This window comes from Streptococcus sp. 3874 (genome assembly GCF_013276425.1).
In the GTDB taxonomy this organism is placed as follows: Bacteria; Bacillota; Bacilli; order Lactobacillales; family Streptococcaceae; genus Streptococcus; species Streptococcus pseudopneumoniae.
The window spans coordinates 26,260-42,283 of record NZ_VMLA01000013.1 but is presented as its reverse complement, the minus strand read 5'-3'; the positions used below and the strand labels follow the sequence as shown (position 1 = coordinate 42,283).

General features: G+C 34.4%; 12 protein-coding genes and 3 tRNA genes. 8 read left to right on the top strand and 7 right to left on the bottom strand.

The annotated features are described in order from the left end of the window. Positions 1–63 precede the first annotated feature (63 nt). The 4 genes from dnaN to HT703_RS01240 all read right to left on the bottom strand — a co-directional run bounded on the left by dnaN (position 64) and on the right by HT703_RS01240 (position 4,930). Positions 64–1,200, bottom strand: a complete 1,137-nt coding sequence (gene dnaN / locus HT703_RS01255) for a DNA polymerase III subunit beta (protein ID WP_023940601.1) — start codon at positions 1,198–1,200, stop codon at positions 64–66. A 158-nt stretch (positions 1,201–1,358) separates the two neighbouring features. Further along, positions 1,359–2,720 (bottom strand): chromosomal replication initiator protein DnaA, encoded by a 1,362-nt coding sequence (gene dnaA, locus HT703_RS01250; RefSeq protein ID WP_023936251.1) that lies wholly within the window; start codon positions 2,718–2,720, stop codon positions 1,359–1,361. Positions 2,721–2,932: 212 nt separating this feature from the next. Beyond that, complete coding sequence (locus HT703_RS01245; RefSeq protein ID WP_000410378.1) at positions 2,933–3,691, bottom strand: ParB/RepB/Spo0J family partition protein; 759 nt, start codon at positions 3,689–3,691, stop codon at positions 2,933–2,935. 57 nt (positions 3,692–3,748) lie between these two features. Then, positions 3,749–4,930 carry a S1C family serine protease gene (locus HT703_RS01240; RefSeq protein WP_172929856.1) on the bottom strand — a complete coding sequence of 394 codons (1,182 nt, stop codon included), beginning with the start codon at positions 4,928–4,930 and terminating at the stop codon, positions 3,749–3,751. Between the two features lie 183 nt (positions 4,931–5,113). On the opposite strand from HT703_RS01240, the gene rlmH reads away from it, so the two are divergent. The 7 genes from rlmH to HT703_RS01205 all read left to right on the top strand — a co-directional run bounded on the left by rlmH (position 5,114) and on the right by HT703_RS01205 (position 8,297). After that, on the top strand, positions 5,114–5,593 hold the full coding sequence (gene rlmH / locus HT703_RS01235) for a 23S rRNA (pseudouridine(1915)-N(3))-methyltransferase RlmH (protein WP_172929854.1): 480 nt from the start codon (positions 5,114–5,116) through the stop codon (positions 5,591–5,593). 43 nt (positions 5,594–5,636) lie between these two features. Continuing rightward, positions 5,637–5,710: transfer RNA gene (locus tag HT703_RS01230), tRNA-Arg, on the top strand. Between the two features lie 164 nt (positions 5,711–5,874). Beyond that, positions 5,875–6,000, top strand: a complete 126-nt coding sequence (gene comC, locus HT703_RS01225) for a competence-stimulating peptide ComC (protein ID WP_000799683.1) — start codon at positions 5,875–5,877, stop codon at positions 5,998–6,000. 20 nt (positions 6,001–6,020) lie between these two features. Beyond that, positions 6,021–7,346 (top strand): competence system sensor histidine kinase ComD, encoded by a 1,326-nt coding sequence (gene comD / locus HT703_RS01220; RefSeq protein ID WP_077804504.1) that lies wholly within the window; start codon positions 6,021–6,023, stop codon positions 7,344–7,346. Beyond that, positions 7,343–8,095, top strand: a complete 753-nt coding sequence (gene comE / locus HT703_RS01215) for a competence system response regulator transcription factor ComE (protein WP_000866069.1) — start codon at positions 7,343–7,345, stop codon at positions 8,093–8,095. The genes comD and comE overlap by 4 nt, the downstream gene beginning before the upstream one ends. A gap of 51 nt (positions 8,096–8,146) precedes the next feature. Further along, a tRNA-Glu gene (locus tag HT703_RS01210) sits at positions 8,147–8,218 on the top strand. 5 nt (positions 8,219–8,223) lie between these two features. Continuing rightward, positions 8,224–8,297 (top strand) — tRNA-Asn (locus tag HT703_RS01205). 39 nt (positions 8,298–8,336) lie between these two features. Here HT703_RS01205 and HT703_RS01200 read toward each other — a convergent pair. Further along, entirely contained in the window at positions 8,337–8,879 is a 543-nt protein-coding gene (locus HT703_RS01200) for a TetR-like C-terminal domain-containing protein (RefSeq protein WP_001158275.1), read from the bottom strand. Between the two features lie 127 nt (positions 8,880–9,006). Between HT703_RS01200 and HT703_RS01195 the strand changes: the two genes are divergently transcribed. Beyond that, positions 9,007–11,649 (top strand): YhgE/Pip domain-containing protein, encoded by a 2,643-nt coding sequence (locus HT703_RS01195; protein WP_172929852.1) that lies wholly within the window; start codon positions 9,007–9,009, stop codon positions 11,647–11,649. Between the two features lie 27 nt (positions 11,650–11,676). Here the strand turns inward: HT703_RS01195 and HT703_RS01190 are convergent, their stop codons facing one another. Beyond that, the gene (locus HT703_RS01190; protein ID WP_172929850.1) at positions 11,677–14,220 is read right to left on the bottom strand and encodes a YfhO family protein; all 2,544 of its coding nucleotides are present in this window, start codon (positions 14,218–14,220) and stop codon (positions 11,677–11,679) included. Between the two features lie 61 nt (positions 14,221–14,281). Further along, positions 14,282–15,904 (bottom strand): ATP-binding cassette domain-containing protein, encoded by a 1,623-nt coding sequence (locus tag HT703_RS01185; protein WP_000958774.1) that lies wholly within the window; start codon positions 15,902–15,904, stop codon positions 14,282–14,284. Positions 15,905–16,024: the final 120 nt, after the last annotated feature.

Sequence of the window (16,024 nt, the reverse complement as noted above, 5' to 3'; positions counted from 1 at the left end):
CTATTCTCCTTTTCTTTTTCGATTATATCATAAAAGAGGCGAGCTAAGCTCAACCTCTTTCACTTAATTTGTACGAACTGGTGTAATGAGCTGCATGAAGTCTTCGTCAGTATCTGCTGGCACAAGAGTAAATGGACGAACAGCTGAGATAAAGCTAATGGTAACCTTTTCGCTATTTAAAGCTTTAAGAGAATCAATTAAGTAAGTTGGGTTGAAACTAATGGTCAAATCTTCACCAGTAACCTGATCAGTATCGATTTCTTCGTTTACTTTACCAACTTCTGGAGAGTGAACATGGGCGCTAACAATACCACCTTTAATTTCAAGTTTCACAGTACCATTTTGAGTCGCACTTGATAAAAGACGAGCACGCTCCATTGACTGGCGTAAGTTTACCACATCAAAAGTAATAGTAGTGTTAAAGTCTGTTGGAATCAAGCGATCTGTATCAGGATAGTTTCCTTCTAGGAGACGAGTATAGAAGCTAATATTTTCGCTTCTAAAGAGGATTTGGTTATTGGCAAAGAAAATCTCTACAGTTTCGATATCATCTGTAAATACCACTGAAAATTCGCGTAGAGAACGGCTAGGAATCACGACATCAAAATCATCACTATTTTTCTCAAGCATTAATTTTTTCTGGCTTAGACGATGAGAGTCTGTTGCCACTGTTTTTAGCTCCTTATGCTGACTCAATACAAAATGAACACCTGTTAAAATTGGACGACTTTCTTGTGTACTTGCAGCAAAAGCTGTTTCATTGATAATTTTCTTGAGCAATTTTGTTTCAAGAACCAAAGGAGTGCTTGCTGAAATTTCTTGGATTCGTGGATACTGTTCACTATCTTTTCCTTTTAAGGTAATTTCTGATTTGCCGCTGGTTAAAACAATTTGATTTTGTTCAATTTCTTTAAAATCAAGAGTTACATCAGGTAGGCTAGATACCACATTGATAAAGAAAGAAGCTTCAAGAAGGATCGAACCTAAAGAAGTAATTAATAGACCAGCATCTTCATTTTTTTGAGAAATAAAATTTTCAATTGAAATTTGACCATTTGAACCAATTAAAGTAACACCTTCATTGGTCACGTCAATTTTGACAGTTGATAAAATAGGAATGGCATTTTTAGAACTAATAGCTCTTTTAGTTGTATTTAAGGCTTGTAGAAATAAATTTTTATTAATTGAAAAATGAATCATGGATTCTCCTTTATTTATTTTTAGTATTAGAAGGATAATAGTAATAATAGAGTCTGTGAAATCTGTGGAAAACAGACTTTAAACAAGTCATATCAAGTTTTTTGGCTTGTTTAAAAAATGTGGATAAAAAAGATAATAAAGTAAAAGTTATCCACAACTTATTTGATTTTCTTTTTGATTGATTCAATTTCTAAGCGTAAATTATCGTCTTCATCAATCAAAGATTTAATTTTAGCATGGGCATGAATAACTGTTGTATGATCTTTTCCACCAAATTCCTTCCCAATTTTTGGAAGACTATTATCTGTTAGTTCTCTAGATAAATACATGGCTACTTGACGGGCTAACACAATGTTTTGAAGGCGTCTGCTTCCCTTCATTTCTTTGACACTAACTCCATAGAAGTTACCAACTTCATTTTGGATTTTGTCAATTGGGATGACGAGCATTTGGCTAACATCTTGTTTTCGAGCTCTAATAGCTTCTGCAGCAATATCAATAGTGATATCCTTGATATTTTTTACTCTGGCAATTAAAGTGATGTCGTTTATGGCTCCCTCAAGATCTCGAACATTTGAATCAAATTGCCCAGCTAGGTATTCTAGAGTATCACTTTGGAAATTGTAGCCTAAATGTTCCGTTTTACTTTGTAAAATGGCAATGCGTGTTTCAAAGTCAGGGGGTGTGATAGTTTGTGTCAATCCCCAACTAAAGCGCGTGACAAGCCTCTCCTCGAGCCCTTCTAAATGTTTTGGACTACGATCACTGGTTAGGACAATCTGTTTTTGCTTGTCATGAAGGGCGTTAAAGGTATTGAAAAATTCTTCCTGAGTTGCGACTTTTTTTCCGCTGAGTGACTGGATATCATCGATTAACAAAAGATCAAGACTACGATAGGTTTTTTTAAATTTTTCCATTTCCCCAAGTCTTAGGTGATCAAGAAAGTCATTAATAAAGCTTTCAGCAGGTATGTATTTGACACGTGCATTTGGAATATTTTTTAGAATTTCATTTCCAATAGCGTTTAATAAGTGAGTCTTACCAAGGCCTGGTCCTCCATAGATAAAAAGAGGGTTATAGGTCAGAGCCAAATCTTCAGAGACAGCTAAAGCGGCTGATACAGCCCAAACATTTCCATCCCCTTGAATAAAGTTATCAAAGGTATACTTTTCTTTTAATCCCGTATCTGAATAAGGAATAGATACTAACTTTGGACTATAGTCATAAAGAGTTAAATTTGTAGCTTCTTCAACTTGTGAGCTAGTCGTATCTTGAGGTTTGGTGAAAATATAGTGGGGAGTTATTTCAGCGTCATAAATTTCAAAACCAGCTACTACAATAATATCTTTTAGTTGTTTTTCCCAGACCATTTCCATTTCAGAGCGAGGTAGAAATATAGTGGCAACATTTTCCTCTACCTTGATGAGTTCAGCTTGAATAGCATAGAAATCATACATGGATCGAGTCAGTCTTTCTTGTGCAAATTCTAATATACGATTCCAAAATTGTTTTTCTTTCAATCTTTTCTCCTCCTTTACTATTTAAAAGTTTAATACTAGAGATATTTTACCATAGATAGCAAGAATTTTCCACAAGCTGTGAAAAATAATCCACAATGTTACCAAACTTTATCCACAGGTTGGGGATAAAAGAAGAAATTATTGATTTATTAAGCTTTTTATCGAAAAACATAGTGGATAACCTTGTGAGATAAAAAAATAAAAGAACAGCCTTATTTCAGGCTGTTGATAATTCTACTATATTCTTCTTGATTTGAAAAAGAAATAATGATTTTTCCACTGTCTTTTTTAGATAGTTTAATTTCTACATCTAATCCGAGTAGTTTTCTTAACTGTTTTTCTTCATTTTGTATGAAATGATTCGTTTTTTGCTGTTTCTTTTGTTTTTTCTCTGTCAGAAGAGCTTCTAACTTCCTTACAGAAATATCTTCTTCTATAATCCGTTGAAAGAAATAGTCTTGTTGTTCCTTATTTAACCCAACTAGGGAACGCGCATGGGCTTGTGATAGTTTGCCATTTTCTACTTCTGAGAGAATCTGTTCTGGCAAGGAAAGTAAACGAATGGAGTTGCTGATATATGGACGAGACTTGCCCATTTTATCTGCAATTTCAGCATGGGTGAATCCTTTCTCTACGAGAGATTCATAGGCGCGTGCTTCTTCTATTGGGTTTAAATTTTCTCTCTGTAAATTTTCAATAATGGACTGAACCATCATCTCTTGGTCTGAAATCTGTTTAACAACAGCTGGGATAGACCGTAGACCAGCTAAAAGTGAAGCCCGATAGCGTCTCTCTCCTGCAAGGATTTCATAACCAATAACAGGAGATTGACGAACAATAATCGGTTGAATGACCCCATTTTCTTTGATAGACTGTGCTAGTTCATCTAGTTTTTCTCTATCAAATTCTTTTCGGGGTTGATAGGGATTTTTTTGTATATCTGTGATAGAAATCATTTCAAATTTTTCCATGATTCTACACTAACACATCTTTTCTCTTATGTAAAGCTTTCTTTACATAGATGTCAATTAAGATTCTAAATCACCTGAACTCTTGTCAAGTTTAATAGATGTAGTTTCTTCTTTACCGTTGCGATAGTAAGTGATCTTAATGGTGTCTCCGATAGAATGATTGTAAAGAGCACTTTGTAAGTCTGTTGATGAAGCAATCTCTTTGTCATCTACTTTTGTAATTACATCGTATTTTTCAAGGTGACCATTGGCAGGCATATTACTTTGTATCGAACGAACAACTACACCAGATGTAACATTACTTGGAATATTGAGTCTTCTGATGTCGCTTGTACTCACATTAGATAAATTAACCATCTGGATTCCCAAAGCTGGACGCGTCACTTTTCCGTTTTTTTCTAACTGTTCAATAATATTGATAGCATCATTTGCAGGGATTGCAAAACCAAGACCTTCTACAGATGTTCCTCCATTTGTGGCAATTTTACTTGAGGTAATTCCGATAACCTGTCCTTGGATATTGATCAGTGGGCCACCAGAGTTACCTGGATTAATAGCAGTATCAGTTTGGATGGCTTTTGTAGAAATGGCTTGTCCATCTTCAGATTTTAAAGATACATTTCGATTAAGACTAGATACGATACCTTGAGTGACAGTATTTGCATATTCAGAACCTAACGGACTACCAATGGCAATAGCAGTTTCTCCTACGGTTAACTTGCTAGAATCACCAAACTCAGCTACTGTTGTCACTTTTTCTGAAGAGATTTTGACGACAGCAATATCAGAGAAAGTATCCGCTCCGACAATTTCTCCAGGTACTTTAGTCCCATCTGATAATCGAATATCTACTTTGCTAGCGCCATTTATAACGTGATTGTTGGTGACGATGTAAGCTTCTTTATCATTCTTTTTATAAATAACGCCAGATCCCTCACTAGAGATTTGCTGAGAATCTGTATCAGTCTCATCATTGCCAAATACGCTATTTTGTCTATTTGCTGAATAAGTAATAACGGATACAACGGCATCTTTTACTTTATTAACAGCCTGTGTTGTTGAATTTTCGTTCTTATAGGCAGTTTGTGTAATAGTACTATTGTTGTTAGAGCTACTTACACCACTTTTTTGAGTTAGTTGAGTTATTGAAAAACTACCCAAGGCTCCACTAATAAAGCTAATGACGATAACGATTAATAATTGAAACCATTTTTTGTAAAATGTTTTTAGATGTTTCATATTTGCCTCCATATGTTTGAAATTACTGAAAGTATAAACTGACTAGCTTAATTATAACTTAAATACAAAAGTTTTTCACAGATTGTGGATAACTTTCTAAAATCTGTGGTTTTCTCAGTTAAAATTAACCTTTTATTTTGTGAATAAGATGTGAAAAAATAAAGAATATGCTAGAATAGAGTCATGAAAATTAAAGTTGTAACAGTTGGGAAACTGAAAGAAAAGTATTTAAAAGATGGTATTGCAGAGTATTCAAAACGAATTTCTCGATTTGCTAAGCTTGAAATGATTGAGCCGGCAGATGAAAAAACACCAGATAGGGCTAGTGAGTCAGAAAATCAAAAGATTTTAGAAATAGAAGGTCAGAGAATTTTATCAAAAGTTAGTGATCGTGATTTTGTTATTGTGTTAGCCATTGAGGGGAAAACACTTTCTTCAGAAGAATTTAGTAAGCAGTTAGAAGAAGCTTCTATAAAAGGATTTTCTACTCTTACCTTTATTATTGGAGGGAGTTTAGGATTATCATCAGCTGTAAAAAAGAGAGCTAATCTTTCTGTTAGTTTTGGCCGTCTAACTTTGCCCCATCAGTTAATGAGACTAGTCCTTGTTGAACAAATCTATCGCGCTTTTACGATTCAGCAGGGCTCGCCCTATCATAAATAGAAAATTGACTTTTAATTGAATTTTTGGTAGAATAATTGTATTAGGTCTCATAGCTCAGCTGGATAGAGCATTCGCCTTCTAAGCGAACGGTCGCAGGTTCGAATCCTGCTGGGATCAATATAGTAGCAAAGCTGGGAATTTTCCCGGCTTTTTTCTTAAAAAAGTACACTTGAGGAGAAAAAAATGACAGTTGAGAGAATTTTATCTAAAACGAAATTCCATTTTGTATAATGGTTTTTGTAAGTTAGCTTACAAGAAAAAACATTTTAGGAGATTTTATTATGAAAAACACAGTTAAATTGGAACAGTTTGTAGCCTTGAAGGAAAAAGACTTGCAGGAGATTAAAGGTGGGGAGATGAGACTGCCAAAAATCCTCCGTGATTTTATTTTCCCAAGAAAAAAGTAATAAAATAAGGGGAAAGAGTAATGAATTTATTTGGATTTGGGACAGTTATTGGTCATTTTTTAATTATTAGTCACAGTTACCGTTTAATTTGTAAAGGTCAAATAAAATCAAAGGAACTATATTTTTTTGGTATCTATACATTACTAGTAGAAGCAGTACTTGAACTTTCCTTTTATCTTCTATATTTAGATGAAATAGTGATTGAAAGATTTTTATTTCCTTTGGGCTTATATTCCTATTTTCGATGGATTAAACAGTATGAGAGGGATAGAGGACTATTCCTAAGTTTACTACTATCTCTTTTATATGAGAGCACTCATAACTTTCTGTCCGTAACTTTCTCCTCTATAACAGGAGATAACTTTGTTTCACAATATCATGACCCATTCTTTTTCGTTGTAACGGTGTTGACCTATTTTGTTGTCTTAAAAATCATTCATTATTTCCATTTGGAACTATCCTATTTTGACAAAGACTACCTCTATCCTTTCTTGAAAAAAGTATTTTTTGCTTTACTACTGCTCCATATTGTATCTTTCGTTTCAGATATGGTAAGTACGATTAAACATTTGAATAGTTTTGGAAGTATTTTATCATCTATTGTCTTTATTTCTCTACTTTTGACCTTTTTTGCAATGAATTCGCATAAAGAACAAATGGAGAAAGAGATTGCTTTGAAGCAGAAGAAATTTGAACAGAAACATTTACAGAATTATACAGATGAAATTGTCGGTCTATATAATGAAATTCGTGGTTTTCGACATGATTATGCTGGGATGCTTGTCAGTATGCAGATGGCAATTGACAGTGGTGATTTACAGGAAATTGACAGAATTTACAATGAAGTTTTGGTCAAAGCCAATCATAAACTGCGTTCAGATAAGTACACTTACTTTGATTTGAACAACATAGAAGATTCAGCTTTACGAAGTTTGGTTGCACAGTCAATTGTCTATGCTCGAAATAATGGTGTAGAGTTTACACTGGAAGTAAAAGATATAATTACTAGACTACCAATAGACTTGCTGGATTTAGTTCGTATTATGAGTGTTTTATTGAACAATGCTGTGGAAGGATCGGCTGATAGTTATAAAAAACAGATGGAAGTAGCAGTTATTAAGATGGAAACTGAAACAGTGATTGTGATTCAGAATTCATGTAAAATGACGATGACTCCTTCAGGAGACCTATTTGCTTTAGGATTCTCTACTAAGGGAAGAAATCGTGGAGTCGGATTAAATAATGTGAAAGAACTACTGGATAAGTACAACAATATTATTTTAGAAACAGAGATGGAAGGCAGTACATTTAGACAAATTATTAGATTTAAGAGGGAATTTGAATGAAAGTTTTAATTTTAGAGGATGTTATTGAACATCAAGTGAGACTAGAAAGAATATTGGATGAAATTTCGAAAGAATCGAATATTCCAATATCATACAAGACAACGGGAAAAGTCCGTGAATTTGAAGAATACATTGAAAACGATGAAGTAAATCAGCTTTATTTCCTAGATATCGATATTCATGGGATTGAAAAAAAGGGATTTGAAGTGGCTCAACTCATTCGTCATTACAATCCTTATGCCATTATCGTCTTTATTACCAGTCGATCAGAGTTTGCGACTCTCACCTATAAATACCAGGTATCAGCCTTAGATTTTGTTGATAAGGATATCAATGATGAGATGTTTAAGAAGAGAATTGAGCAAAATATATTCTACACGAAGAGTATGTTACTTGAAAATGAAGATGTTGTAGATTATTTTGATTACAATTACAAGGGAAATGATTTAAAAATCCCTTACCATGATATTTTGTATATTGAAACGACAGGAGTCTCTCATAAATTGCGCATTATTGGTAAGAATTTTGCCAAAGAGTTTTACGGTACCATGACAGATATTCAGGAAAAGGATAAACATACCCAACGATTTTATTCACCTCATAAGTCATTTTTGGTAAATATAGGCAATATCAGAGAAATTGACCGAAAGAATCTAGAAGTTGTTTTCTATGAAGATCATCGCTGTCCTATTTCAAGGTTAAAAATTAGAAAATTGAAAGATATTTTAGAGAAAAAATCTCAAAAGTGATTGACAATTAGCAAGAAATTGATATAATGGTTATATCTGCTACAGATAGAAGGTCCGTTGGTCAAGGGGTTAAGACACCGCCTTTTCACGGCGGTAACACGGGTTCGAATCCCGTACGGACTATTTTATCCGCCATAGCTCAGTTGGTAGTAGCGCATGACTGTTAATCATGATGTCGTAGGTTCGAGTCCTACTGGCGGAGTATAGATAAAAGGGAACACAACTGTGTTCCCTTTTTGTATCAATTTGTATCACCAAGCATCTTCATAAGGAAATCTGTTATTTCTTGAGGACTTTCTTTTTTTCCATGTGCAATCCAAGTTTGACAGACACCAAAAAGTGCATGAGTTAGATAGATGCTACTGTATTCTAATTCAGTTGTATTGAGATTCAGTTGCATAAATCGCTTTTGTAAATCTGTACTGAGCATGATATGAAGTTTATTTCGTAAGAAATTTTGGATTTCTTTAGTCCCATTTTCAGAAAGAAGGGCAGCCAGAAGTGGTTCTGACTCTAGATATTCAAATACTTCTAAAATAGCATCTCTTTTGTGATGAGCATGTTTTTGAAAAATATATTCAAATGTATGAAATAGCTTGCTTTGATAGTGCTCAATCATATCATACTTATCCTTATAGTGAGTATAGAAGCTGGAACGACTAATTCCGGCTTTTTCTGCTAACTTGACAGTAGAAATTTGATCAAATGGCTGTTCCATCAGTAATTGTACCATAGCATTTTCAATAGTTCGCTTTGTTTTTAAGCGTTTGTTACTTTCTTGCATATTTCCTCCTTGTAAACAAATTAGACTATCTGTCTAAAAATGGATTTTTTATCTTGTAATTTAGATTTTTTAATGTATAATCTATTATATCAAAATTTTAGACAATATGTTTAAAAAAGGAGAAACTATGTTTAAAGAATGGAAAGCAATTTTTAAAAAACCAACCTTTATTATTGTCATGATAGGGATTTCTCTTATTCCAGCTCTGTACAATATCATATTTTTATCATCAATGTGGGATCCATATGGTCAATTGTCTGACTTACCTGTGGCAGTTGTCAATAATGATAAAGAGGCTTCCTATAATGATAATACTATGGCAATAGGAAAAGACATGGTGTCCAATTTAAAAGAAAATAAAACCTTGGATTTTCATTTTGTAGATAAAGAAGAAGGTAAGAAGGGTTTAGAAAATGGCGATTACTATATGGTAGTAACTTTACCAAGTGATTTATCTGAAAAATCATCTTCTATTTTAACGGATCATCCAGAGCAAATGCAAATCGATTATCAGACTTCAAGTGGTCATAGCTTTATTGCCAGCAAGATGAGTGATTCTGCTATGACACAATTAAAGCAGAGTGTTTCTACCAATGTAACCGAGACCTATACTAAAGCTTTATTCAACAAAATGGTCGATTTAAAGGATGGTATGAGTCAAGCAGCTTCTGGTAGTGAAAAATTAACTGATGGAGCGAATCAGTTAGTGGCAGGAAGTCAAACATTAACTACCAACCTACACTCTTTAGCAGCTTCAAGTTTAACATTTTCAAATGGAACGGAACAGTTTACTAGAGGATTATCCTCTTATGTTTCTGGTGTCGAACAACTTCATCTTGGCTTAGGGAATTTTAATAGTGGTTTAGTTACATATACTGGTGCAGTGAGTCAATTAGATAACGGATTAGGTCAATTATCTTCTAAAAGTCCTGAATTAGTAAGGGGAATCAATCAGTTATATACTGGTGTAGAGTCCTATACTGGCGGTGTTTCTCAGCTTAATGCTGGTCTTAATCAATTTTCATCTGGTGTTAGTGCTTATACAAATGGAGTGGGAAATCTTGCAACAGGTGCTAATCAGTTATCTAGTCAATCAGCTGCACTTCGAATGGAGGTGGGGAAATTAAGTGAAGGGATTCAACAACTTTCTAGCAAGTTAGATGCTTCGTCTGGGAAAAAAGATCAAATTAATCAATTATCTTCTGGTTTGAATCAGTTAAATCAAACTATTAAAAATATTGATGTTGGAAATACAAAACAATTAGATTCTGTTTTATCAAGTATAGTATCTCTTTCTAATCAAATGTTAGCAAGTGCTCAGTCTGATAAAGCGACTACATTAGCTAATATTCAATCGACAGCAGCTTATCAATCATTGACAAGTGAGCAACAAGCTGAGATAAGCGCTTCTGTATCTCAAAATTCGACTGATAGTATTCAATCGGCTCAGTCAATAATAGCTTTAGTACAAGGTTTACAGGGAAGTTTGGAAAACTTACAAAATCAATCTTCAAATCTTTCGACATTAAAAAATCAAGCTAATCAAGTATTACCGCTTGCTTCTACTTCTTTGACAGGATTGTCAAGTGGATTAACAGAAATACAGGGAGCAGTGACGAGTAAATTAGTTCCTGCTAGTCAGTCGATTACATCGGGTGTAAATGCATATACTGCAGGTGTTGATAAAGTTTCTCAGGGCGCAAGTCAACTAAGTGAAAAAAATGCCACCTTGACAAGTAGTTTGGATCAACTAGTTTCAGGCTCAACTACCTTGACACAAAAATCTTCTAACTTGACAGCAGGAGTTGGTCAATTAGTTGAAAAAACTCCAGAATTAGTGTCTGGTATTAAAAAATTATCAACTGGCTCTAACCAATTGAATCAAAAGAGTCAAGAATTGATAGCAGGAGTTGATAAATTGCAGTCAGGCTCTAGCCAACTAGCTGACAAATCAAGTCAGTTAATTTCAGGTGCTTCTCAATTAGAAAGTGGAGCTAATAAATTGGCAGCTGGAGCTGGGAAACTAGCAGAAGGTGGAACAAAGTTAACTTCTGGATTGGAAGATTTACAGTCAGGAGTTGCTTCTTTGGGACAAGGATTAGGTAATGCTAGTGATCAACTCAAGTCAGCATCAACAGAATCTAAAAATGCAGAGATTTTGTCAAATCCTCTCAGTCTCTCCAAAACTGACAATGACCAAGTTCCTGTAAATGGAATTGCAATGGCTCCTTATATGATATCAGTTGCTCTCTTTGTTGCAGCAATATCAACGAATATGATCTTTGCGAAGCTGCCTTCAGGACGTCATCCAGAGAGCCGTTGGGCTTGGTTGAAATCTCGGGCTGAAATAAATGGTATTATAGCTGTTTTAGCAGGGATTTTAGTATATGGAGGAGTCCATCTTATTGGTCTAACTGCAAATCATGAGATGAGAACACTTATTCTCATTATCCTAACAAGTTTAGTATTCATGTCCATGGTGACCGCTTTAACAACATGGAATAGCCGTATAGGAGCTTTCTTCTCTCTTATCTTGCTTTTATTACAGTTAGCATCAAGTGCAGGTACTTACCCACTTGCTTTGACAAATGATTTCTTTAGAGCCATTAATCCTTGGTTACCAATGAGTTATTCAGTTTCTGGATTACGACAAACAATCTCTATGACAGGGAATATTCATCATCAAGTCATTTTCCTTGTTGTGATATTAGCCCTATTTATTGGTTTAGGTATGCTAGCCTATCAACCTAAGAAAATGGAAGAATATTAAAAAAATCGACCAACTGGTCGATTTTTTTTATGTCTTAGATGACTTTCGTTTGTGATTATAAATTCCAAATAGTAAAAGTGAAGTAAAGGAACAGATTGCTCCAGTAATAAAACTATTGGGAATAAAGGAAAGTGTAATAGTTCCTTTTCCCTTGGGAACATCAACTTTCATAAATCCAGTTTGAGCTTGTTTAATTTCTATTTTCTTATCATCTTGGTAGGCAGACCAACCTTTGTCATAAGGAATGGTGAAGAAAATCGACGTATCTTGTTTGACATCATATGTAGCAAAGACCTTGTTTTTAGAAGTTGATACTGTGACAGGTTGTTCTTTAATTTTTTGAATTGCCTCGGTAAAAGTTTTGGTATCTAAACGATAGAAGGTAGGAGATTCAAATGATACCTGTAAATTTCCAGGGAAACTAACATTGATATTGAAAGTTTTTTTCTCTTTTGTATAGCCTAGATTAAAGAAGGAGAAGACATTATCAGTTGTAAAAGTCTTTTTTTCACCATTTACAAGGATGTCAACCTTCTTTTGTTTATCATTAGAAAAGTGAAGATTTGTGAAAGAAAGATAAATTTGGCTGTTTTCTGGTACTTCAATTTGATACTGGATTGCTGCATCCTCATTTGAAGAGCTTGTAACACTAATCAAATCATCAGTATTTTCTGTTTTGTCATAAGGGATCGCAGAAAAATAATCAAAATTGACGTTAGCAAGTTGATTTAAAAACGAGGCCTGATTATCTAGAGTGTGTTCAGTGAACTTGACATCATTGTAAACAGATTGACTAGCAAATGCAATCGGGAGAGAGAATTGATTTTCATATAGGGTAAGATTATCTTTTTGATAGATATCTTTAAAACCATATTTATCAATAGGACTGTCTGAGATATTGTACTGGATACCAAATAAACTATCAGCCAAAATACTATTATTGGCATAACGGAGATTTAGATTAGTCCCAGAGGATTTAAAACCAAGTTTATCCAAAGTAGAGCTTGCTGAACGATTTCGAACAGATGAAAATTGAGAGATTCCATTATAGTTGAATTTCATACTGTCATTTCCTGTCTGAGTTTGTAGTTTTTCAGTACGAGTAAATTGATTTCCAATATATGTTGAGAAAGATTCCATAGCTGGGATATCTCGATTATATGCATTTCGAGAAGCAAAACCCCATTCCTTAGCAATTCCGTCTATTTGAGATGAAGCATTTAAACTTATTTCAACTATTATAAATAAAGAGATTAGAATGGTAAACAGATTCACAGAGATAAACTTTTTGATAACTGCAAGGAGTAAAAGCGAATAGACAACCAAAAATTCAAGAGTCAGCAGAATATTCAAATCTGTTAAAAAAGAATAATGTGATTTTAGATAGATGGTAGCTAAAAATCCTGTTACTATAAGAAAAAGCGAAACTAAAAAATTCCAGATTTTAATTTCTTTCAGACGATTTAAGACTTCTGCTGCTGTGTAAATTAACAAGGTAGAGAAAATCCAAGCATAGCGATGTAAAAACATGTTTGGAGTATGCATGCCTTGCCAAAATAAATCAAGAGCTTCTATATAAAAGCTGGCAATTAGAAATGCAAAGAAAATTGCATAGATAAGTTTCACGTGAAACTTAATGGATGTCAGTGTAAAAAATAAAATGGTCAAAATAAAGGGAAGTAGTCCAACAAAAATCATTGGGATAGCCCCATACTTTGTTGTGTCAAATGAACCAATGAATTGCTTGGCAAAGAGATCAAGATACCAGCTACTTTCAGTTTGAAACTTTGTAACTTCAGTTAATTTTTCCCCATGTGTCTGTAAATCAAACAGAGTAGGAAGAGTCAGAATCAAACTAGCCATACCAGCTAAAAAGGAGGTCACAACAAAATCAAGAACAGATGATTTTCGGGTTTTAAAGTTCCACGAAATTTGACAGAGATACCAGAAAATAAGAAACAATACTGTCATATATCCAAAATAATAGTTTTGGATAAATAAGATTGACAGACTTGTAAAGTACAATATGAATTTCTTTTCAGTGATAAGTAGATGTAAACCAGTTATAATTAAAGGAATCAAGATAAAAACATCTAGCCAGGTTTTTATCTCTAATTGACTGACAGTGAAACTCATCAGAGCATAGGAAGTAGATAAAGCTAGTTTTAAAGGCTTAGGAATCGATTGAAATAATTTATTTAAACTAAAGTAAGTTGACAGTCCAATCAATCCAAATTTTAAGAGAGTTGTCAGATAGACAGCATCTGGCATATTCGACAGATTAAAAAAGTAAACTAGAGGTGAAAGGAAACTTCCCAAGTAATAACTAGATAGGGCATAGAAATTTAATCCGAGGCCACTTGTAAAGGTGTAAAACAGACTACCATTCCCATGTAGGATATTTCTTAGAGCTATATCAAAAATAACGTATTGATGAAACCCATCTCCTAATAGAGGAGAGGTGTCACTATTCCAGTAGATACCTTGAGATAGATATACTCCTATCATAATGATTACGGGAATGATGAAAGAAACAAAATAGATCCAATATGTTTTAAAAAATAATTTCATGTTACCTCATAAAATGTTAGAAAACTCAGCTGGTTAATCCAACTGAGTTTTGAAGTTTTATTTAGTCTTTCCAAAGTTCTTTAACTTTTGCTTGTACTTCTGCATTTTCTAGGAATTCATCATAGGTTTCATCGATACGGTCAATGACACCATTTTTAGATAAGACAATGATATGGTTAGCCAAAGTTTGAATAAACTCGTGGTCATGACTGGCAAAGATGATTGATTCTTTAAAGTTTTTCAATCCATCATTCAAGCTTGAGATAGATTCCAAGTCCAAGTGATTTGTTGGATCATCAAGTACAAGGACATTTGATTTTAAGAGCATGAGTTTTGAAAGCATAACACGAACTTTTTCTCCCCCTGACAAGACATTTACAGGTTTGTTAACTTCATCTCCAGAGAAGAGCATACGGCCGAGGAAGCCACGTAGGAAAGTATTGTCATCTTCTTCTTTACTTGCGAATTGACGCAACCAGTCAAGAATTGATTCTCCCCCTGCGAAATCAGCTGAGTTATCTTTTGGCAAGTAAGAACGGCTAGTAGTTACTCCCCACTTGACAGTTCCTTCATAGTCAATGTCCCCCATGATTGCACGAATTAATGCAGTCGTTTGGATGTCATTCTGTCCAATAAGCGCTGTCTTATCACCTGGACGCAAGATAAAGCTGATATTATCTAAAATAGTCTCACCATCAATCTTTACAGTTAGATTTTCTACTGTCAAGAGATCATTACCAATCTCACGTTCCGCTTTAAAGTTGATAAATGGATATTTACGACTAGATGGTACAATTTCTTCAAGTTCAATCTTATCAAGCATTTTCTTACGTGATGTTGCTTGTCTTGATTTGGAAGCATTAGCAGAGAAACGAGCAACGAACTCTTGCAATTGTTTAATTTTTTCTTCTGCTTTGGCATTACGGTCTGCTAGCAATTTAGCAGCGAGTTCAGAAGATTCCTTCCAGAAGTCATAGTTTCCGACATAGAGTTTGATTTTTCCAAAGTCAAGGTCGGCCATGTGAGTACATACTTTGTTTAAGAAGTGACGGTCGTGGGATACTACGATAACGGTGTTATCAAAGTCAATCAAGAAGTCTTCTAACCAAGTAATCGATTGGATGTCCAAACCGTTGGTAGGCTCGTCCAAAAGAAGAACATCTGGTTTACCAAAAAGTGCTTTGGCGAGGAGAACCTTTACTTTTTCACCGTTGGCCAATTCGCTCATGTTTTGGTAGTGCAATTCTTCTGGAATGTTTAGGTTTTGAAGTAGTTGAGAGGCTTCACTTTCTGCTTCCCAGCCCCCAAGCTCGGCAAACTCTCCTTCGAGTTCGGCAGCACGCACTCCATCCTCATCTGAGAAATCTTCTTTCATGTAGATAGCATCTTTCTCCTTCATGATGCTATAAAGTTTTTCATTTCCCATGATAACGACATCAATGGCACGTTCGTCTTCATAGTCAAAGTGATTTTGACGAAGAACAGAGAGACGTTCATCTGGACCAAGAGAGATGTGACCAGTAGTAGGTTCGATATCTCCAGCTAAAATTTTTAAAAAGGTTGATTTTCCGGCACCATTAGCACCGATTAATCCATAAGTATTTCCTTCTGTAAATTTGATATTGACATCATCAAAAAGTTTGCGATCACTAAAACGTAGTGAAACATCAGATACTGTAAGCAATGTTTTTCTCCTATATGTGTAATATATTTATTCTACTAGAAAATACGGAAATATTCAAATTTTTATCTGTCAATTTTGTGTAAATCAAATTTACAGCATGCTTTACACAAATCCGTAAAT